Origin of the sequence: Bacillus sp. FSL K6-4563 (genome assembly GCF_038630405.1) — a bacterium.
GTDB classification, from domain to species: Bacteria; Bacillota; Bacilli; order Bacillales; family Bacillaceae; genus Bacillus; species Bacillus pumilus.
The window spans coordinates 871,065-892,207 of the sequence record NZ_CP152030.1 but is presented as its reverse complement, the minus strand read 5'-3'; the positions used below and the strand labels follow the sequence as shown (position 1 = coordinate 892,207).

Annotated in this window: 18 protein-coding genes; 5 read left to right on the top strand and 13 right to left on the bottom strand. The window is 39.9% G+C overall.

Features of this window, described 5'->3' with window-relative positions; translation table 11 throughout:
• Nucleotides 1-3 precede the first annotated feature (3 nt).
• From MHH54_RS04225 to MHH54_RS04215, 3 genes are all read right to left on the bottom strand, one after another.
• Entirely contained in the window at nucleotides 4-507 is a 504-nt protein-coding gene (locus MHH54_RS04225; RefSeq protein WP_342500733.1) for a hypothetical protein, read from the bottom strand.
• A 95-nt stretch (nucleotides 508-602) separates the two neighbouring features.
• On the bottom strand, nucleotides 603-1,349 hold the full coding sequence (locus MHH54_RS04220; RefSeq protein WP_342500732.1) for an anti-sigma factor: 747 nt from the start codon (nucleotides 1,347-1,349) through the stop codon (nucleotides 603-605).
• Entirely contained in the window at nucleotides 1,346-1,912 is a 567-nt protein-coding gene (locus MHH54_RS04215; protein WP_050944756.1) for a sigma-70 family RNA polymerase sigma factor, read from the bottom strand. Before MHH54_RS04215 ends, MHH54_RS04220 begins: the two co-directional genes overlap by 4 nt.
• 333 nt (nucleotides 1,913-2,245) lie before the next feature.
• Here MHH54_RS04215 and MHH54_RS04210 point away from each other — a divergent pair, with 333 nt between their 5' ends.
• Entirely contained in the window at nucleotides 2,246-2,572 is a 327-nt protein-coding gene (locus MHH54_RS04210; RefSeq protein WP_050944757.1) for a YnfA family protein, read from the top strand.
• A gap of 79 nt (nucleotides 2,573-2,651) precedes the next feature.
• Here MHH54_RS04210 and MHH54_RS04205 read toward each other — a convergent pair whose 3' ends face one another.
• The 7 genes from MHH54_RS04205 to MHH54_RS04175 form a co-directional block, all read right to left on the bottom strand.
• A complete protein-coding gene (locus tag MHH54_RS04205; RefSeq protein WP_342500731.1) occupies nucleotides 2,652-4,367 on the bottom strand; it encodes an ABC transporter ATP-binding protein in 1,716 nt (571 codons plus the stop codon).
• Nucleotides 4,368-4,379: 12 nt separating this feature from the next.
• Nucleotides 4,380-5,309 (bottom strand): ABC transporter substrate-binding protein, encoded by a 930-nt coding sequence (locus MHH54_RS04200; protein ID WP_342500730.1) that lies wholly within the window; start codon nucleotides 5,307-5,309, stop codon nucleotides 4,380-4,382.
• Between the two features lie 138 nt (nucleotides 5,310-5,447).
• On the bottom strand, nucleotides 5,448-7,031 hold the full coding sequence (locus MHH54_RS04195; RefSeq protein ID WP_342500729.1) for a helix-turn-helix domain-containing protein: 1,584 nt from the start codon (nucleotides 7,029-7,031) through the stop codon (nucleotides 5,448-5,450).
• Nucleotides 7,032-7,102: 71 nt separating this feature from the next.
• Nucleotides 7,103-8,146 (bottom strand): NAD(P)/FAD-dependent oxidoreductase, encoded by a 1,044-nt coding sequence (locus MHH54_RS04190; RefSeq protein ID WP_003217825.1) that lies wholly within the window; start codon nucleotides 8,144-8,146, stop codon nucleotides 7,103-7,105.
• Nucleotides 8,147-8,300: 154 nt separating this feature from the next.
• Nucleotides 8,301-8,930 (bottom strand): rhamnogalacturonan acetylesterase, encoded by a 630-nt coding sequence (locus tag MHH54_RS04185; RefSeq protein WP_003217853.1) that lies wholly within the window; start codon nucleotides 8,928-8,930, stop codon nucleotides 8,301-8,303.
• Between the two features lie 150 nt (nucleotides 8,931-9,080).
• Nucleotides 9,081-9,545 (bottom strand): DUF6884 domain-containing protein, encoded by a 465-nt coding sequence (locus MHH54_RS04180; RefSeq protein WP_342500728.1) that lies wholly within the window; start codon nucleotides 9,543-9,545, stop codon nucleotides 9,081-9,083.
• On the bottom strand, nucleotides 9,542-10,090 hold the full coding sequence (locus tag MHH54_RS04175; protein WP_003217854.1) for a VanZ family protein: 549 nt from the start codon (nucleotides 10,088-10,090) through the stop codon (nucleotides 9,542-9,544). The genes MHH54_RS04180 and MHH54_RS04175 overlap by 4 nt, the downstream gene beginning before the upstream one ends.
• A 173-nt stretch (nucleotides 10,091-10,263) precedes the next feature.
• On the opposite strand from MHH54_RS04175, the gene MHH54_RS04170 reads away from it, so the two are divergent.
• The 3 genes from MHH54_RS04170 (at nucleotide 10,264) to MHH54_RS04160 (ending at nucleotide 11,775) form a co-directional block, all read left to right on the top strand.
• Nucleotides 10,264-10,842, top strand: coding sequence for a TetR family transcriptional regulator (locus MHH54_RS04170; protein ID WP_034620888.1), 579 nt, complete (start codon nucleotides 10,264-10,266; stop codon nucleotides 10,840-10,842).
• A 273-nt stretch (nucleotides 10,843-11,115) separates the two neighbouring features.
• Nucleotides 11,116-11,460: an SMR family transporter gene (locus MHH54_RS04165; RefSeq protein ID WP_003217798.1), complete on the top strand. Its 345-nt coding sequence runs from the start codon at nucleotides 11,116-11,118 to the stop codon at nucleotides 11,458-11,460.
• Complete coding sequence (locus MHH54_RS04160; protein ID WP_003217878.1) at nucleotides 11,461-11,775, top strand: multidrug efflux SMR transporter; 315 nt, start codon at nucleotides 11,461-11,463, stop codon at nucleotides 11,773-11,775. It abuts the gene before it with no gap.
• Nucleotides 11,776-11,828: 53 nt separating this feature from the next.
• Here the strand turns inward: MHH54_RS04160 and MHH54_RS04155 are convergent, their stop codons facing one another.
• Genes MHH54_RS04155 through MHH54_RS04145 form a run of 3 tightly spaced genes read right to left on the bottom strand, consistent with a single transcriptional unit; the run spans nucleotide 11,829 to nucleotide 18,915 of the window.
• Entirely contained in the window at nucleotides 11,829-12,155 is a 327-nt protein-coding gene (locus tag MHH54_RS04155) for a hypothetical protein (protein WP_342500727.1), read from the bottom strand.
• Complete coding sequence (locus MHH54_RS04150) at nucleotides 12,148-12,750, bottom strand: sortase (RefSeq protein WP_119124588.1); 603 nt, start codon at nucleotides 12,748-12,750, stop codon at nucleotides 12,148-12,150. The genes MHH54_RS04155 and MHH54_RS04150 overlap by 8 nt, the downstream gene beginning before the upstream one ends.
• Nucleotides 12,751-12,771: 21 nt before the next feature.
• The gene (locus MHH54_RS04145) at nucleotides 12,772-18,915 is read right to left on the bottom strand and encodes a SpaA isopeptide-forming pilin-related protein (protein WP_342500726.1); all 6,144 of its coding nucleotides are present in this window, start codon (nucleotides 18,913-18,915) and stop codon (nucleotides 12,772-12,774) included.
• A gap of 719 nt (nucleotides 18,916-19,634) precedes the next feature.
• Here MHH54_RS04145 and MHH54_RS04140 point away from each other — a divergent pair.
• Nucleotides 19,635-21,143 (top strand): helix-turn-helix domain-containing protein, encoded by a 1,509-nt coding sequence (locus MHH54_RS04140; RefSeq protein ID WP_106030227.1) that lies wholly within the window; start codon nucleotides 19,635-19,637, stop codon nucleotides 21,141-21,143.

Sequence of the window (21,143 nt, the reverse complement as noted above, 5' to 3'; positions counted from 1 at the left end):
GATTTAGGATCTATTCAAAGCCTTTTTCTCCCTCGCTATATAAGAAGGGCGAGCTCTTTGCCATGAAGGAACATAAAAGAACCAGCTTTTAGATTTAAAGAATAGCTGAACGTAATAAAACTGGATGTGTTGCAGGAAAACAATGATGAAGAAAAAAGTAATGAAGAAGAGGTTAGACATATCTGCTATCCCCTGTATCCATTCGTTTATAAAAAACACCACAAAACTGATCATCATCAGCTGTTCAAGCCTTTGCACGATCTGGGTCAAGACATGTCCTCGTTTCGATAGATCACCAGACTGATGCTTTCTGATCTTTCTCGATTTATAAAACCAAATGATACTTTCCGCTAAGTTATGAGTGATAAAAAGTGCAATGAGCGTAATGAATAAAAGCGATGGGTGATAAAAGAATGGGATCAAAAATGGGATGACAAGAAAATAAATGGCAATACATGCGTGTCTCACTGATAAGAGAAATAGTTCTTTTTCTATGTATGGTTTCATCTGTTTCACCTCCATATGTACTACGTCTGATCTGCCAAAAAGTTCCCTTTGCCTATGAAAAAAGGATGCCCAAAGGCACCCTTCCTAAATCACATTTAAAATGCAGCACTTAGTACGACAGGTCCTTGCGGCAGTTTGTTATCCTTTTTTGGTTCAAGGGTGACTGCCACGGTATCCCATGATTCACTCGCTTCTTTTTCTGATAATGCATAGGTGACGGTTCCTTCTCCTTTGTTATCTGTTTTAAAGGCACCGGCTGGCACCGGCTGATCGCCTTTAATAAGCCATACTTGATAAACAGCAGATGAATCAAGCTGATCCTTTAATCCGTCTGCACTCACCACCAACTCTTTTTTGCCGTTATGCTCAATCACTGAGAAAGCACCCGTTGTTTTTGGTGATGCGGCTGATGCCAGTGATTTTGTCGCTACAACCCTGACAGGTTCTTCCGCCTGTTCTTTTCCATTCGATAAGAAATACACGTTTCCAGCTGCTGAAATGAGAAGCAGTGCGGCAACGAGCGGCAAGAGCCATTGATTTCGTTTCTTTTGTAGTGGTTTGATCTCGTTTTGTTCACGTGCTGCCTTGAACTCTTTCCTATGGCTATTCTTTTCTTCGACTGTCTCATCTTCAAACACTTGGGATAAAATACGGTCTTTCATCCCTGCCGGAGGTGTTTGGTCATCTGCTAGAAATGGAATGTCAGACATGAGCGATGTCAATTCTTCAAGCTCTTCTTTGCAAGCTGAGCAGTTCTTGAGGTGCTCTTCAAATTGTGCTTTTTCTTCTCCTTGTACATGCCCGTTGAAATAATCAATCACTTGATGTTTACACTGAGTCATGCCTCTTCCTCCTTTCCTCCGCGAGACAGTCTCGTCCGTAAGTGCTTCAATGACAATCGAACTCTTCCCTTCACCGTTCCAATGGGGATGCCTAGTTTTTCAGCAATGCTTTTTTGTGTCATTCCTTTAAAATAGACATCTTCTATGATGGTTTGCTGTTCTTTTGACAATGTAGATACTGCTTCACGTATGATTTGTTTTTCCTCGTTCCATTCAACTTCCTTTGATACATCTTCTTGATGATCGGCTAAATATTCAATATGCTCATCTTCTAGTGCCGTTTCGTTCCGGTGCTTTCTTAGGAGATCGATGGCTGTGTTGCGTGACATCATGAATAACCACGAGGAGAATTTGCCTTTATCCGTATGGTATTCTCCTATACCGCGCCAGAGCTTGATAAAGACTTCTTGCAGCACTTCCTCCGCAAGCTCACGACTTCCAGTCATTTTATAAATAAACGAATATAACACACGTTCATAGCGATCATACAGCACTTCAAGCGAAGGCTTGTGACGATCAAATTTGATCTTGTGATACAGCTCAGAATCTTTCAGTGTATCCATGGTCATCTCCTTCCTTTTTCATGAGAAAGAGCATGCTGCATTCATCATGAAATCCTTCACGTATTGCTTATCACTCGATTTGCTGAAATAAGCCTACTTTGTACTTTACTCTTTTTTAAAGGAGAAAAAAAGAGCGCCGAAAAAGGAAGTGTGCTCCTCATGAGAATGTACTTACTGTACGAAAAGCAAGGCCATTTGGATCACTTCTATCTGAAAAGTCAAGAATCCATGTGTTTCCATTCTCTGTTCAGTTGATTTTAGCAAACTCTCATGTCCCTCACAATGTCAACATGTCATAATAGAAGGTAACGAAATGAATTGGAGTGTCCTTACATGATGTTGACGATCGTTCTTTTTTTATTAGCAGGAATAGCAGAAATTGGCGGTGGCTATCTTGTGTGGCTTTGGCTGCGCGAAGCCAGACCTGTCAGCTATGGAATCGCCGGCAGCCTCATCCTCGTCGCTTATGGGGTCATCCCTACCTTCCAGCAGTTCCCGACTTTCGGACGGGTTTATGCGGCCTATGGCGGTGTGTTTGTGGTTCTTGCTGTGTTTTGGGGCTGGTGGGTCGATCGAAAAACGCCTGATTTGTACGATTGGGTAGGCGCTCTTATTTGTTTAATAGGTGTGAGTATGATGCTCTTTGCCCCTAGAAACTAGGGAAAAAGATTGCAATACATGTCATGAGAAAAAAGCCGGCGCTCTTTTGCCGGCTTTCACATTTCTTCTAATGGACTTTTTATGCCCCGAATTGTGTTTCATAAAGGCGCTTATATAAGCCATTTTGCGTTAGTAATGTTTTGTGATTTCCTTGCTCTGCAATGCCACCTTTTGTCACAACAACAATTCGATCTGCATGTTGAATAGTTGCAAGGCGATGCGCAATGACTAGCGTCGTCCTACCTTCTGAAAGCTCTTCTAGTGATCGTTGGATCGAAGCCTCTGTTTCAGTATCTAGTGATGAGGTCGCTTCATCCAGTATTAAAATAGGTGGATTTTTCAGGAAAATACGTGCAATTGATACACGCTGCTTTTGTCCACCTGACAGCTTGACGCCTCTTTCACCAATCATTGTCTCAAGACCTTCGGGCAGGGATTCGACGAGTTCTTTTAGCTCTGCTTTTGAAACTGCCTGCCATATTTCATCCTCAGTTGCATCAAGCTTTCCATAAAGAATGTTCTCTCGAATGCTCCCATTAAATAAATAGACGTCTTGTTGGACTATTCCAATTTGTTGACGCAGTGAAGACAGCTTCATCTGTCTACTATCAATGCCGTCTATCGTAATGGTTCCAGATTGCCATTCATAAAACCTTGGTAATAAACTGCATAGCGTGGATTTACCAGCACCGGAAGGACCTACAATGGCAACCGTTTCCCCTTGTTTGATCTCCAGATTAATATGCTCAAGGATCAAATTGTCCTTCTCATAACCAAAGCTGACATCATGAAATGTAATTTCACCTTTTAGCCCATCGACATGAATCGCATCAGGGACGTCCTTTTCGTCTGGGGCTTGATCTAAGAGCTTAACAAATCGCTTAAAGCTTGCGACTCCCTTTGGATACGTCTCAATGACTGAATTAATTTGTTGAATAGGTCCTAAAAAGATTCCAGACAGCAGGACAAATGAAATGAATTCGCCATAGGTCATATTCTTTTGCATCACAAACCATGTCCCGCTTACAAGTCCAAAGATGGTGACGCCCTTCATAAGCAGGTGACTAATTGAAGCGTGTAATGCCATCATTTTGTATGTGGTTAATTTCGTTTGTTTAAACTGTTCATTGTGTTCAATAAAGCGATCCACCTCGTGCGTTTCATTCCCAAATGCCTTCACTACTCGAATTCCGCTCACATTATTCTCAACCCTTGCATGGAATTGACCAATACTTGAAAACATGTGATCAAAGGCAATCGACATTTTCTTCGTAAAATAAACCGATAGCCCTATTAAGAATGGGACAATGAGAAACGTGAGGACGGCAAGCTGCCAATTGATTGATAGCATCAGGGCAAATGCACCTGTAAGAGTCATCATTGCAATAAATAAATCTTCAGGACCGTGGTGAGCGATTTCACCAATATCCATTAAATCGTTTGTCATGCGTGAAACAAGCTTTCCTGTTTTCTTTTGATCAAAGAATCGAAAAGACATTTTTTGTACGTGGGTGAATAGCTGACTTCTCATATCTGTTTCAATATTGATACCTAGCTTATGTCCGAAATATGTCACCACATAATTCATTGCTGAGCTGACGACATAGACTGCCAGTAAAATTCCACTCCAGATGAGAATCATTTCCCAGTTTCTGTTTGGGAGAAGGTCATCTACAACCATACTGATCGCGAGTGGAAATGATAATTCAAGTAGTGCCGCTATGACGGCACAGGAAAAATCTAATATAAACAGCCCCATATATGGCTTGTAATAGGAGAAAAATCGTTTTAACAAAAAGCAGCCCCCTTACTTCTGAGATAAGTCAGTCAATATCTCTACGTATTTTTCTGCTTGATTGGCGATAGCTATTGGATCAAATGGCCAGAAATACGTAATATCCAAGTCATGTACTTGATTCTTTTTCACTGCTTTTAAGCTTTTCCATATTGAATTGTTCTTATCGAACGTACCTCCGTTGGCTTCATCAACAAATATATAATCACCTGCATATTTTGGTAGCACTTCATATGAAATATGTTCAAATCCTGACTTTCCATTTAAAACAGTGTTTGCAACATCTTTTGGCGGCTGAAGCTGCAATTGTTCATAAAGTGCTTGTCCACCTCGATAGATACCATTCCCATACACATAGACATCATTTTTAAATGCACCCAAGATTGACACTGTTTCGCCTTCTTTGATGACTGTTTTCACTTTCTTTCTAGCAGCTTCTATACGTTGATCAAATTTTTTCAAAAACGCTTTTCCTTCTTCTTCTTTATTCAAGATGCCGGCTAATGTAGTGATCTCTTCTTGTGAATTTTTAAATACACCGAACGGATAAACAATCGTTGGGGCAATCTTTTTGTAGACGTCAAGTACCTTTTCATCGTCTACAGCTGAAATGATGAGGTCTGGTTTTAAGCTTGCCACCTTTTCGGCGGAGCGTTCATCACTAATGTCTGCCACACCATCCACTTTGCCTTTGAGATGTATGTTTTTTAAATCTTGTGTTGTGGCACCAACCGGTTTTACCCCTAGTGCAACAGCACTACCCAAATAGCCATCTACGAGAATACGCTTTGGATTTGCTGGAATCTCGACCTTGCCTTTCACTGTGTCAACCGTTTTTGTTTTTTCTTCGGCTGTTTTACTTTCTTCCTTTTGACCGCAGGCTGCTAGTGCGAATAACAACACTAAAGCTATTAAACTAAGAAATATGCCTTGTTTTTTCATAACTTCTTTTCTCCTCCATATCATGATGAACCACTGAGAATCATTATCATTTATTTGTCTCTCGTATTCTATCAACCGCTTGTCTATCGGTCTATGGATAATCGTCATAACTTGTTTATGGACAATTGTTAGATACACTTATTCTTTTATTAAAAATTGAGAGAATCGTTTCATGATTTCTATCGCCCGTTCCCCTTCACCAAATCTAAATTCTTCTAGTTTTAACAGGTAGAATGTATTATTTTGCACTGCGGGTAAATTACGCAGGACATCACTTTCCTTCATACGTTTGTCCATATGTCTGTACCATCCATTCCGAACAGCCACAATAAAAAACATATGATCTGCTGCATAATCTGCTAAACGCTCAAGCGGAATCACAACATGTTTATCCGGTTTCAGCACCTCCTCTTGAATGGCTTCAGGGGGCATCAACCCCAACGTTTTATATAGGTTGATTGCTCCTCTCGCATGAAAAGACCACATATACACCTTGTCATGTCCCCTTACTTCATATAAAGCAACCGTTTCCTTTTTTTTCAAAAATGGCGTCAAGCGAGCTCTTTCCTTCTGTGCTTGCTTCTCATAACGCTCCACCCATTGCTTTGCTTCTTCGCTCCTTCCGATGAGGCTACCTAAACAAAGTACCTCCTCTACAGGACTCAGACGACTATATGGAAAAACAAGCACAGGAGCGAATTTTTCCATACGTTTCATCCATTCTATGTTTGTATAGAAATAATCAGGCATTAAAATGAGGTCTAAGTTCATGTCCTTCAAAACGTCGTCAGGTGTATGCTCATGAATGACGATAACATCACTGAGTTGACCTTGAAGCACATCTGAATAAAGAGCAATATCTTCTTCCATGCAAATTGGTTTCACTCCAAGCGCAAGCAAAGAGCCTACAAACTGAAAAGCGGCAATTCGTTTTGGTTGGCGGCTCAGTCGATACTGACTAGGCGATCTGCCCGTTTTTTGACGAAATTTTCTGCTGAAATAGAGGCTATCAGTATAGCCTACTCTTTGTGCAATCGCCTGAACCTGTTCATCGGTTTTGAACAATAGCTTTTTTGCTTCATCCATTCGAATTTGTGCAATATAATCTGTGACACTCATTCCAACGCTTTTCTTAAAAAAAGTAGAGAAATAGCTTTCATTAAAGCCCATTTTATGTGCTAAGTCCTTACGGGTCAGTTCTTGTTGGTAATGCTCTGCAATGTATTGAAGAATCATTTGAATTGAATAATGATCAGCATCAGTTGTTTTTTCATTTTGTTGCTGGAATATTTGCAGTACTAGCTTTAGTAGCTTCACTTGGCTACTTTCTGAATAAGAGGGATCACTTAAACGTTTAATATGATGAAATAATACCGGTGAGCCCATCACCACTTGCCCGTTATCAGGCAGGGTATCATAATTGATTTTATAAATTAATTCATCATCAGCATCATTTGTGAGCATGTATTGTTCAAATGAAACAGCAAAGACTGTGACTTGCTGATTAGATAAAGAACGGATGACAACAGGGATGTGAGATCGTATAAACAGGCTATCCCCACCGTCAAGCTCGTACTCCATTCCTTCTAGCTGAATGACAACGGTACCATCAGCTGTTAAAACGCTTGGAGATTTTGTCTGCCATCTGTTCGTTTGTTTTGCTTTTAGACACATCTGAATTTTCTTTTTCATATGTAACATCGTTTCCATTTGTGCGTTCATCTACGGATACCTCCTTTCAGCGATAAAAAAGGTGATGCCGTTGCGGCACCACCCTTCTTGTTTTGTTTTTTTTAGCGATCCGCACCGGCTGCTAGCAATTCTTTGTTTTTTTCCTTAAAACGTTCATTATGAGAAGATACATACGCCACTTTCTCCGCATCTGGTTCGATATATAATTTCGCACTATTTAGTGCGTTCACACCATCTACAAACGTTCCTGCAATCAAGCGGACCTTGCTTTTATGTGTACATAAATCACCTACTGCATACACACCTGGTAAATTGGTCTCCATCTGCTCATTCACTTCAATGAGTCCCCATTCACCTTGCTTTAATCCCCATTCTGCAAGAACACTTAAATCGCCTTTCATGCCGTGGTTGACAATGACTGCGTCTGTTTCAATACGTTCTTTTTCACCTGTTTCTAAATGCTGAACAGTGACAGCTTCGATTTCTTTTCCGTTACCATGTAGGTCAGTTAATTCATGTGGGGTTAAAATACGTGCACTTGATGCTTTCATATTCGCCACGTTTTTTTCATGTCCACCAAACATATCTCTGCGGTGTATAACAGTGACACTTTTCGCAATTGGCACAAGGGCATTTGCCCAATCCACCGCAGAATCGCCGCCCCCAGAGATGACGACTCTTTTTCCAGCGAAGGTTTTGAGCTCCTGAACCGTATAATAAAGGTTTGTTACTTCATAGCGATCTGCATTTTCAACCTCCAGCTTTCTTTGAACTGGAATACCGTGCCCCATTGCCAAAATCAAGGTTTTGGTTAAATGGTGATCACCATTTTCGGACGTAATCAATATATTTCCATCTTCTAAGCGATGAAAGTCTGTTATTTTTTGATTTAATGCAATGACAGGTTCAAATGTTTTGGCTTGCTGTTCAAGCTGTTTAATTAATTGCTCTCCTCTTGTTGGCACTAATCCACCTACATCCCAAATGACTTTCTCTGGATACAGTAGGATTTTCCCACCAAGGCTTTCGTTATACTCCAGTACCTTCGTCTTTAAATCCCGCATCCCACTATAAAAGGCGGTGTACATTCCTGCTGGACCGCCACCAATAATGGTGACGTCAAACAATTCAAGCTGCTCTGTCATTTGAGTCCCTCCAGTTTTTCATCGATTGATCTATTTATAAGTGATATTGATTCTCATTATCATATGTACCTATTGTAGTCTACTCTGGTGAAGGGAATCAATAGCTTTCTGCAAAAAAAAGAACAGGACGAGCTCTTTCTCGTCCTGTCATCCATCACACAATCGTTAATCCAAGGTCTTTTAATTCAAGCGAAACAAGTCTTGCAATCGCATCTGCTCCTTCTTTTGTAAAGTGCGTGCGATCCTCTACGCCTGTTGACAGCATAAAGTAAGAAGTGGTTTTCTCTATGCCGGAAATTTGATAAAATTGAAGGCTTGCCGTATTTAAATCAACAAGAAGGACTTCTTCTTCATCAGCTAGTTCTTTCATAGCGGCACAGTAATCAGGGAAATCATTGATATATTCTCCGTCTTTTTCATGAAAGCGGCCGACTGGCGTTAATAAAAGCGGTGTAGCGCCTTTCGCTCTTGCTCCGTGAATATATTGAGACAAATAGCTTTTATACGTCGTGAAAGGATCTGTATGCCGTTCAGGCTTCTCCGTTGAAGCATCATTGTGCCCCATTTGTGTAAGCAGCCAATCCCCAGGCTGAATGTCAGCCAATATTTTATCAAGCCGTCCTTCTTCAATGAATGTTTTTGAGCTTCTTCCACCGATTGCGCGGTTGTCAACGCTCACGCCTTGCGCTGTATAGCGATGTAAAAACTCTCCCCATCCTCCTTGAACAGGACGATCCGGGTAAGATGCAACGGTTGAATCACCAGCTAAATAGATGGTTGTCATGTTCATACGCCCCCTTTTTCATATAGCCACTCTTATAAGCGATGCGGACATCCAAGTGGCTGCTGAAAAGATATGAAACAATCAGCATCGCTACTTCATTCATTCTCTTTTTAATGATCAAAACCCTGCTTACCGGTAGATGTGAATACGTTAAATATGCGGCGGAAGTTCTACTTTTGTCTCAACGGCTTGCTTTAATGCCTGAAGCATATAGCCAATTCCTTTATATGGAGCTAGCGGATAAATCGCTGTTTGATGAGGAAGTAATAAAGGATCGATCACCTTTCGATATTTCTTTCCACCTAGTATCACTAATTCATCATATGCAGTGAGGTATTTTTCATGAAATTGCTCACTTAGTGCTTCACGTGTTATCTGATCAGCATGCGGTGTACCAAAAGCCACATCATAATTTTCATGAATGATTTCATCTGCTTTTAAGAATCCATGCTTCGCTGATATGATCAGCCAGTCTGAAAAGAACGTTTGGGCATAGCTTTTCGTATGCTGATGCAGCGGACTTAAATAAACGAGGTTCGCTGGCTGGCTCCCCGCCTCTGGATGGACGTCCCAAATTTTCTTTGCCCCACATGGAATGATACATACTCGCTTCACTTGATTTTCTCCTTCCTTCGTCGATATATCCGATACAACATACAACCTAGCGCTGTGCCGAGTGTATTTAAGAGAATATCATCAATATCGCTGCTTCTTGTAATCATACCAGATTGCGAGAAAACCCATTGAAGCACTTCAATCATGGTTGACAAGAAAAAGCCAGCAAGAATCGCCTTTTGCCAGCGCATGGTTCGGAATGCTTGATAGAGAAAAAAACCAAGTGGCACAAATAACAAAATGTTCCCTGCCAAATTTAAAAAAACAAGATTGGGATAGCCGTGATGATAGGCATGGAGATTTTGATAAATGGACTGCAAAGGCATGAGGTTGACACTCACCTGATCCCTTGGTGCGGAAAAACGATTAGGAAAGACCGTCAAATACAATAAAACATTCGTATACATAAACAGACAGGCAAGAACGATTTCTGTGCGTAAATAGATAAATCGTTTTTGCTTTTTCGCCTGTCTGTATCTCATATATAGATAGAGCGGGACGAGCAAGAGAAAATAAGCAATAGAAAACATCGCACTGAATGTCATACGGAGAGCTGCCCCTTTCTCACATGATGCTTGACCATATTTACAGCTTATTCAGGCCTGCCCGCATCTATTCATCACTTATTCTCCTATTCAATGACGAGACACCCATATTGACAAATCGTCAGTTTTCCGCTAAACTGACTGACATTCAGTCATTTAAGGTCGGTGATGATGTGTCGAAACGAGAAAAGATTATGCTTGCTGCCATTGATGCGTTTAAAGAAAAAGGAATTGAAAAAACGACCATTTCGGATATTGTGAAAGCAGCAGGAGTGGCGCAAGGAACGTACTATTTATATTTTCCTTCAAAGCTGTCTGTCATGCCTGCTATCGCAGAACATTTGATCTCGCAGATGGTTCCCGCTATTGAAAAGGAACTGACTCAGCATGCGGATGTCCTCGATCAAGCAGATGCGCTTGTTGAATTCATCTTCTCTTTTACAAGACAATATCGTGACGTCCTTGCTCTAACCTACTCAGGTTTAGCTGCCACGGAGCATTTAAAGGAATGGGAAGATATTTATGAGCCGATTTACAAATGGGTCGCTGCTTTTTTAGAAAAAGCAAAGCAGGACAAAAGGGTCCGTGCGAATTTGAACTGTCAATATGCAGCCAAATTCATTATTGGTTTACTTGAATCGTCTGCTGAGCAAATGTACTTATTTACAGAAACAGATACAGAAGAGGTTCTGATTCAAAAGCGAGAAGTGAAACAATTTCTTCTTTACGCACTTGGCATAGAGACACCTTAACTTAGTACAGCACTTGCTGTACGGCGTGTAGACAAACCCTCGCATTCGGTGTCAGTCCTGCGTGCTGGTGCTCACGAATGTCAAATTCGCTCCGCGCCAGTACTCGTCCTTCCTAGACTGCAAAGGTTTTCTATCACGCTGAAAAGAAGACAAAGGGCTAAAATAAAGTTCATTTTAGCCCTTTGTCGACAATCTGAGTACAGCACTTGCTGTACGCTCTTTTTTGGTTTTAAAATGACGAATCGTCAGTTTTAAGTTTTAGGAGGAAATACGATGAAAAAAAGTTGGATGTATGTCGCACTCACTTGTTTATTCGAATTACTTTGGGTGTTTGGTTTAAATAGAGCTGATGCGGTGTGGGAGTGGGCGATCATTATTTGCCTGATCCCAGTTGATTTTTATTTTTTAATGAAAGCCTGCGAGAAGCTGCCGACAGGGACCGTGTACGCTGTGTTTGCCGGAGTTGGAACGATTGGTACGTCTTTGATGGATTATGCGCTGTTCGGCGGTTCGTTTTCATTAGAAAAGCTCTTATTTATGGGCATTTTAATTCTCGGCATTATTGGACTGAAAGTGTCTGATGGAGATGCACATGAGCAGAAAGGAGAAGCGGTATAAATGGGCTGGTTTTTTGTACTATTAGCCTCTGCCTGCGAAATCGGCGGAACCATTGGTCTCAATATGTTTAGTAAGAAAAAGCAAATCACGACAGGCATTTTATTTGTCGGCGGATTTGCCTTATCCTTTTTGTTTTTATATGCCTCGTTCTCTTCCGTTCAAGTATCCGTTGCCTATACGGTCTGGATTGGACTTGGAACGGCGGGCTCTGTCTTGTTTAATATGATTCTATTTAAAGAGCCGAAAAACATGATTCGTATACTCAGCTTGCTGCTGATTGTGATTGGTGTGGTTGGGCTGAAGTTATTTGCGTGATTGAATGACAAAAAAGGAAGGGAGTCAAAGCCCCTTCCTTTTTTAGTTCTCGTTTAATGTGGATCATGCTGCTCGAGCAAGAGATCCATTGCGTAAATCGATTCGCCTTTCTCATCTAATAAAAAGTACACTATCAGAGGTTCTCCTAAAGCTGGTGTCTGCTGCGTGAACAACACACAGGTGAATTTTTCGATACCAATTGGAAGCTTTCTTTTTAATAACGGATGAAGAATAGGCGAAGTCCGAATTGTATCTACATCAACATCCCAACGTTCGTTTTTTAATGTTGGATAATGCTCTGATAACAATTGGTGTAACATGTCGGTCGTGAGCGTTGCTTTTCCATTGTATCCATCATCTATTATGTTGGTGTTATACATCCGACGGTTGCTCACCCTTTGAAGCATTGATTCGTATTCCTTTTAAGACAAATCGTTTCTGACCATCAAGAGTACAAGTGATCAATGTCAGTTCATTTTTCCCGCGATCCTTTAGTACATCAACATCCGTCGGTTCAATCGTAGCTGAGCTGACAATTTTATATTCATATGTTTCCGCTTGATGATGTAAGACGACTTTTTCTCCTTTCGGCACCTCTGGCAACTGCCTGAAAAGCCGATCGCCTCTATACCCTCTATGGCCTGCAATCGTGAAATTCCCTTCACCTGGCATTTGATGAGATTTGATCTGAGTCAGTGCAATACCTAAATTTTCTTTTGATGTAACAGGAAGCACTTTTTCATTTAAATCAATTGACGGGATCTCTAGCTCCATCACATCTCGCAGGTCTTCTTCTGACACAGTTAGATGTGGAATAGAAGAAAGGGCATCACTGTCATTTTCTTCAATCATTTTTAATGCCTGTTCCATTGCTGCCGTCTCTTGAGAAGTTCGCCACTCATATATAAAAGGAACGGAAATGAGCATTAGTCCCGCGATCACCAAAAAGCTGCCTAATAAGGTTCTTTTTTTCATCTATACACTCGTTCCTTCCTTTTAATGAATGGTTCTTCTTCTAAGAACAAGAAGAACAGTTCCAGAAGCTACTAGTAAAATCCCTGCGTACATCATATAACGTAGCCATTCTTCCCCAGTCTTTGGCAGCTCCCCGTTTGAGTTTGAGTCATGAGGCGGATGTTGATCCCCCTTATCTGAAGCTGGAGGGTTCGTGTGGTCCATTTCATTCTTCATTGGAGCATTTTTCACAATCAATGTCTTGATCTCCACTTCACCCATTTGAATTGTAAAAGCGAGTGGTTTCTTTAAAGCTACATAACCATTTGGAGCTTTCGTCTCTGTGAGTGTATATTCACCTGGTTTAAGCCCTTTAACAATGGCTTCTCCGTCTTCTTCTGTTGTCACAGATTTTATGGTTTTCCCAGCTTTTGTACGAATGTCAAAGGCTGCACCTTTTAAAGTTCTATCTGTCTGCTGATCTACCTTTATGATACGCAGACTTCCTAAAATCAAGTGATTCTTCGCAGTTACTTGAAGTGGCTTCTGCTGATTTTTCTCAATTGTAAACAGGATCGGCTGATCATCCAATTTGTAACCGTGAGGTGCTTTCGTTTCAACGAATTGATATTCTCCCGGTTTTAGATCGTTGATATTAATCTTTCCTTTTTGGTCTGTTACAAGTGATTTCTTCAATGTTTTCCCTTCTTTACTCAGAAGCGCAAACTCTGCATGTTCGAGCGTATGTCCCTCATCATCGACTTTGGTCAGTTCCACTGCTCCCGGCGTCAGTTTGTTGATCATTTCTACTTTTGCTGGTTTGTCTTGACCTAATCGAATCGTAAATGAGACAGGTGTCTGATCCAATTCATAGCCGGCGATGCTTGCTGTTTCGATAAATTGATAGGTTCCTGGCTTTAGTTGATCGACTGTCAGTTGACCATTTTTGTCTGTCTTTAAGTCTTTCTTCACACGCTGACCGTGCGCATCAATCAGGTCAAAGGTCACGCCAGCGAGCAACTGACCATCCTCCCCTTTTTTCTGAAGCTTTACAGCACTAGTCATCCGAACATTTTCTTTTGTCACTTTCACCAGTTGATTTGGATTGAAATCAATCTGAAAGTCTACTGGTTCTGCATCAAGTTTATGTCCAAAAGGAGCCTTCGTTTCAACCAATTGATAAGCACCTGGTTTCAAATCGTGGACAGTGATGATGCCTTTTTCGTTGGTTGTTAAACCTGACATCAATTCTTTACCATCGTCATTGAAAAGTGTAAATTCTGCGCCTTTCAATCTTTCTTTTTCTTCCCCTATTTTTGTTAGTTCTACAGAACCTTTCTTGAGCTGATTGATGGCCTCCACTTGAATCCATTCTTTTTGACCTAATTCAACTTCAAAGACAAGTGGTTTCGCACTCAATTCATAGCCTTCAAGACTCTTTCTTTCAACAAATTGATAGGTTCCAGGTTTTAGACCTGTGAAGGTGATTTTTCCATCCTGATTGGTTGTAATCCCTTCTCCTCCTGCCACTATCTTTCCTTTGGCATCAGATAGATCAAAGACAACCCCTTCTAATGATTTCCCCTCTTCGCCTTTTTTGTGTAACAGCACTCCACCTGTTGTACGGCTATTTTCTTTTGTCACACTGACCAGCTTCTCAGGGTTAAATGGAATAGCAAAAGTGACAGGTGTTTCGTCAAGCTCATGACCGAATGGAGCCTTCGTTTCAACAAACTGATAGGTTCCAGGTTTAAGATCGTTGACGATGATTTCCCCGTTCTGATCAGTGACGAGACCTGTTTTCATCTCTTTTCCATTTGCATCTACAAGCTTGAATTCTGCTCCTTCAAGCGCTTCATTCTTTTCACCAAGCTTCGTGAGCTGGACAGCTCCAGTTTTGAGATCATTGATCACTTTGATCTCTGCCGGTGTTTTTTGTGCGATTTCGATGGTAAACGGATAAGGTTTATTTTTCTTTTGATAACCATCAATACTCTCTGTCTCGACAAGCTGATATTTGCCCGGTTTGAGGTTATCGACCAAAAGCTTCCCATCTTTATCTGTTGTCAAATCTTTACGTACAACTTCGTCATTTTGATCCGTGATTTCAAATCGAACACCTTGAAGCTTCTTACCATCTTCCCCTTCTTTCATCACTTCTAATGCACTTGTTTCATATAGGTTCTTTTGTGAAATGATGACTGGTTCTGTTGGATCGAGTGGTACTTCAAATGTGATGGGTGTTTCATCTAATACATAACCATCAGGTGCTTTTGTTTCAATGAGCTGATACGTACCCGGTCTTAGTTCGTTTATCGTGATCTTGCCATTTTCTCCTGTAACAAGCGAACCATTTAGCTCATGCCCGTCTTGATCTAAGAGCTTGAACTGTGCACCTTCTAGTCTCTCTCCGCCTTCACCTATTTTGCTCAATTCAGCAGAGCCTTTGATGATGTCATTTACTGCAGTGACAATCGTTGTTTCTGTTTGATTTTCTTTGATTGTGAACGGCCATTTTTGCTGATTTAATTGATAGCCTTTCGGTGCGTTTGTTTCAACAAAATAATAGGAACCTGGCTCAAGATGTTTGAAAAGGATTTCTCCTTTATCGTCCGTTTTCAAATGGGTTTGGACGGTATCTCCAGATTCATTTTTCAGTTCAAATTCTGCATTCTCTAATACCGCACCCGTCTCTTTGTCTTTTTTCGTTAACTGGACATGCTGGCGGATTTCTTGGTTTTGCACCGTCATGCTATTTCCTGTTTTCGCTTGATCTCCTGATTCGTAGGGCTGATCAATCGTTACATTGATTGGTTCCTTCGTCTTAATATAACCATCAGGTGCTTTCTCTTCTGTCACGATATAGTCACCATATAGAAGACGATCAAATCGAAGAGCTCCTTCTTCATCTGTTGTCTTTGTTCCAATGACGATACCGCTCGCAGCATCAGTCAGAGAAAAGCTTGCTCCTTTTAGCGCTTTTCCACTACTCGCATCTACCTTTTTAATGGTTAAAGCGCCAACCGCTCCAGTGCCATCTCCCATGCCAGCGGTACGTTTGACCACAATTGAGGCTTCGGATTCCTTTTTGATTTCTTTTACATTTTCACCTCTAAACGTTACTTCGTTTTGAAGTGTACTTCCCACCTTATCTAAAATGAGAGATTGGTATTCTAAAATATATGGTCTCGTGATTTCTTCTTTAAATTTGATTTGAAAAGAATCTGGATCGAATTCAAGGTCTAGTTCATAATCCTTCCCTTTTTCCAGCTCTTCCTTTTTGGTCACTTGCCCCTTTTCATCTATTGTCGTCGAATAGAGATGAAATGAGTTTTCTATTATGGCTTGGTTACTGCTCGGATGGTCTATAATCGTTGCATCTTGAACTGTTGATTGACCAAAGTTGATATTCAGTTTCCAATCAATGACTTTCCCTTGTTGATTTCCTGATTTGCTCGTGTATTTCCCTCCATTTGGAATGGACACCACAGCATTCACGTCTGATTCTTTCGTCTTTCCATCATAAAGGGTCGCTTTATTTTCGTAGGTTTTCTGTACTAAATCCATTCCTTCAACACTTGTTTGATACGTGATTTTGTATGGGGAATCAATGGCATGTTTGAAAATGACTTCGAAGCCTGATTCTCCTTTTTCATTTTCAAGGAATTTGATGTCATAATGTTCTTTTGCTAATACCTCTTTTTCTTCTGCTCCATTTTCTCCGCCTTGTAAATCAAGCGAGTAGACGGTGATTGAATCTTTAAGCAAACGCTGATTTCCTTGAATGAAATCCTCGATTTTCGCCTCTTCTAAATGTTTCAAGTTATAGTTCACACCGATATTCCATGTGATCTCTTTTTTCTTTGCATCATATGTTCCGTTCTTGAACCCATTTGACTGCGTGTATGTGTCAGGCGTGAAGACAGATTGATTTTCCTTCGTCAAATCCTTGCCATCTTCATTTACCCATTCAAGCTTTACATGATTACGCAGGTTCTTTTGATCTTTATCTGCTCTTTTTTCATAATCAAAAGACGTTGTATATGTGACGGTATGTTCTGTCTTGATTTCTTTCGTAAATTGAATATCAAATCCATTTGCATGTTCAACTATTTGATAATCTGTGCCTTCTTCAAGCACTGTATTACCTGTCGTCACTTTTAAACTATCTTTTTGTAGCGTCAACCCTTCGTTTGTAAACGTATCTTTTAATATCACGTTGTTCATGGTTTGTTGATCTTTGTTGAAGATGATACGCCATAGAATGGTCTTGTTCTTGTAATTCGGTGTTCCATGATTTTTCGTTAGGATTTGCTGGTCAATTCTTTGCTTCCCTTGTTCGCTCTCTTTGCCAGCTGTCACAGTATTGATAATCTCTTCAGCTTCGAAAATTCGATCGGTTGCTTTTGTTTGATATGTGATCAGGTAAGCCGATTGAATATCTTGATTGAATTGCAAGGTAAACCCGTTTTGTTCATCCTTTTTTTGAGGTTGAACCACATAATGTTCAAATGCTTTTGTTCCTGATTCTTTGCCATTCTGATCAATTGTCACTTCCTTGACTTGAAATGAATCAGAAATCAGCGCCTGTGTGCCATTAAAGAAGTCTTCTAACAAAGCATCCTTTTCAGCAATCTTTTTTTCGTTATAGTTATACCGAATTTCCCAAGTAATCGTTTGTGTGACTGGATCGTAGTGGGCGGCTTTTTTATTTAAAGGGCTGCCTCTTGTCACATTCACGGTTCCTTCTGCTGAACTAATCACTTTATCAGCAGAGACAAGGGATGCTTTATTACGAAACGCAGACTGATCTTGATTCGTAATGTCCGTTTCATACATTAAACGGTAAGCTAGATGCACGTCATCTTTAAATTCAATCGTGAAATCTTGACCATCTGCTGTTTGGCCAATTGTGTAGTGGTTTTCGTCAAGCAGCTGACCAAGCGATGTTTCACCATTTAGCTTTGTATCAACACGATAAAGCTTGATTGAATCTTTCTTTAACGCTTGACCTTCTTGAATCGGATCTAAAAGTCTCGCTTGTTTCACATCGTCTAAGTTCATATTAAAATCGACTGTCCATTGAATGGTTTCAGCATTGTAAGATCGATTTGGTTCTCCCTTTTTAGAGACGTTTGGACCATTTGGAATGTATTGAATCGGGATCGATATCGTATCTTTGCCTTCAATCGGGGTAATGACCACTTCTTTTTCTTCAGTAATGACTGTTTTTTGATCTAATTGCGTCCACACTTGAAGTGTTCCATGGATATTTGAATATTGTTTGATAAAATCAGTGAATTCGATGGAGGCATTTCCGCTCTCATCTACAGAAAAATAACCAATGGTTGCCTGATTAAATTTCATCTCGAGACGATCGATTTTTTCGTAAATCACTAATTCCTCTGGAACCTTGAAATGGAATTCATCCCCGCCATTATAGCTATGACCATTTGGAATCGCCCACTCGTAGTTAATGGAAATAAGCGAGTTGATGTCAGGCTTATCAACTGAATTTCCTTCTTGATCTTCAAAAATTAATTTCGCATCAGTGAGAAGATTTTCTTGTATCTGCATTTGTTTTGAAACACTTTGCAGCCCTACACGCTTAGATACGCTCACTTTGTTTTTTAGTAATTCATCTTCATCGCTTTGTTTCGTTTGTCCGGCTTCTTGATTTTTAGCGTCTTTTTCAGATGAGGTTGAGTCATCTTTTGGAAGGCTTTCTTCACGCTCGTTTTGCTTTGTTTTCTCTTTTGGCTCAGCTATACTGGTGACATCGATGTCTATTGATCCTTCTAAATTTGGATCAAGCTCAACATCTTCTTTAAATATGACCGTTACTTCATTTTGTTTTGAAACGGTATACTCACCAACAAGTATGTCACCCACAGTAATGGGTTCCTTCTGCTCCTTCTCTACCTGTATGGCTAAAGGAAGAGAGAGAACATACGGATATTGTTTTTTTAGATCTATTCCTTTTATCGACCAATGAACAATTGCCTTTCTAACTTGCTGATCTTCTATGTTTGATAACTTGTTTCCTTCGCTATCAGCAAACTCAATATCTCCATAAATGTTTTCTTGGCTTTCTTTTGCTTGTGCCCCTGCTAAAGGCAAGATTCCTAATATACTAGACTGTATGACTAACACCGCGATGAGAGCCAATGACAATATTCTTTTCAATACATCCACCCTTTTCTAAAATTAATGTTCAACAATGATAAAAAAATCATTTGTATACTGTCAGATCAATCACTCCGCTTCTGATCAAATATTTTCTAAAAATTTGCTCCTTAAGACCCTATGAATAAAATGAGTTGATCAATCATGAGCTTGAAAGGGAATCATGAGTAGTGGATATAATAACTGGATAGGGGTCTATAGAAATGGGGAATAGTGAGAGGATCGTGAAAAGAATAAATGTGAATTTTTCTATTTATACTGGAATGAACAATAAATGATGTGTACATGCATATATAAGCATGTATTCACATATGGTTCGTTCATATGAAACAAGCATGTATCATATCGTATGTAAGGTGAGACAGTTCAGCATCATGTAGATCGCATTTCTTTCTACTCCCTTTCATATGGTAATCAAAAAGTTGCTGCGTTTTATTCTTACATTTACCGTTTCAACAGCAAAAAAATAAACAAAATATCTAAAATGATCCATTTTTATAGGATTCATGGCTTACTTATCACCTTTTAAATGAAAAATATGGAGAATCAGGGCATAACATTTGTTTTCGTCTAATTTTTTTCTCTTTTATCATGAAAAGTGAAGACAAAACGATTTAGCCTAAACATTACAATCATTTCATGCCTATTTTGAGAATCAAATGTTCTTTAAGTGAACTTCATAATATAGAGGCAAGCCAAAGGAAGGAGTTAGTTGTTTGATGGAGCTCATTGATAATAAATCAAAGAGATGGATAAACATTTTAAAACTGCTTGTATCCAAAAATAAGTGGTGGAGCCTTCAAGAGATATCGAATGAACATATCGGTTCGGTTCGTGCCATTCAAAGCGATTTAGAACAAATGAAATCGTTCAAAACAGAGAACGGTGAGCCGTTAATCCACATAAAGCCGAGACAAGGCATATCCATTTGTTATACACAGACGATACGAGTGGACTACTATATCAAAGAAATTTTAAAAGATACGATTGAAATTCGATTAATTGACGGCATTTTTTTCGAACAAAACAGGTCTTTCTATGAATGGATGGACACGCTTAATATCAGTAGATCCACATTGTATAACACCATTCATAAAATCAATTCGATTCTTGTCTCTTATGACATTGAGTTACGCCCAGATAGTATGCAGTTCCATGGAAATGAGAAGGAGATTCGTCAATTCTTTGTTGAATTTTTGTTTGAAGTGTATGGAAGCCGGCTTTGGCCATTCGATGATATTCAAAAGCAAGATGCAGTTGATTTATTACAGGAGCTATTTCAGGTGCTAGAAGTCAATGTGCCAGATGTGGCGATAGATAAATACTGCCTGTGGTTTGCCGTTTCCATTCACCGAATGAGAAAAAATTTCACAATAAGCCGTAAATATACGTACTCAATGAAAGAGGAAAAACAAAGTTCTGCAGCCAAAGGGATCTATGATCAAATCAAAACATGGGAAGAGCATATTTGCCGAATGACCAAAGACGTATTTGATGTGACACTGGATCATCATGAATTTGTCTTTTTGCTATTGATCGAACCAGCTATTGGACACTTTAAATCAATTGAAACTGTCGAAGAAAAATTGACGTTCTTCCAATCGCATACACCACGACTTTATGATGCCGTTCATTCATTTATCAACCAATTGGAGTCGATTTTTCATCAAGAAATAGCGAATCGCAAGGTGATGACACTCGTTCTTCTCCAATATTATGTGTATTCCAATGAAATAACCGTGAGAGATGGATTCCTTTTCAAAAAGAAATCGAGCTATTTATCAGAGGTGAAAAAACAGTTTCCTTATTTCTATTCGAGGATTACTCATATCATCCAAGAGTTAAAAACAGACGATATCCTCGGTCCTTTTGTGAGAAATGAACGGGAATTGATTCGTATGATTACGTCTTCCTGGAGAGGACTTGTTCATCTGGAAATGGAACGGAGAAACACGCTGAACATTTTTGTTATTTCAACATTAGGCTATTATCATAGTTTGTTTATTGCGGATTTAATTAAATTAAGCGTGCCTCCTCTCATTCACATTTTCACAAGTCCAGAGAATACATTAAATGATGTCACGATGGAGGAACTTGGGATCGATATGATTGTGACCGATACTGAGCTGCCTCTTCAATTCGGACAATCTACGCTGCTGATCAGCTCTTTTCCAACAAAGAAAGAATTGGACAACTTGCACTCAAGATTGGTTGATATGATCGACTAA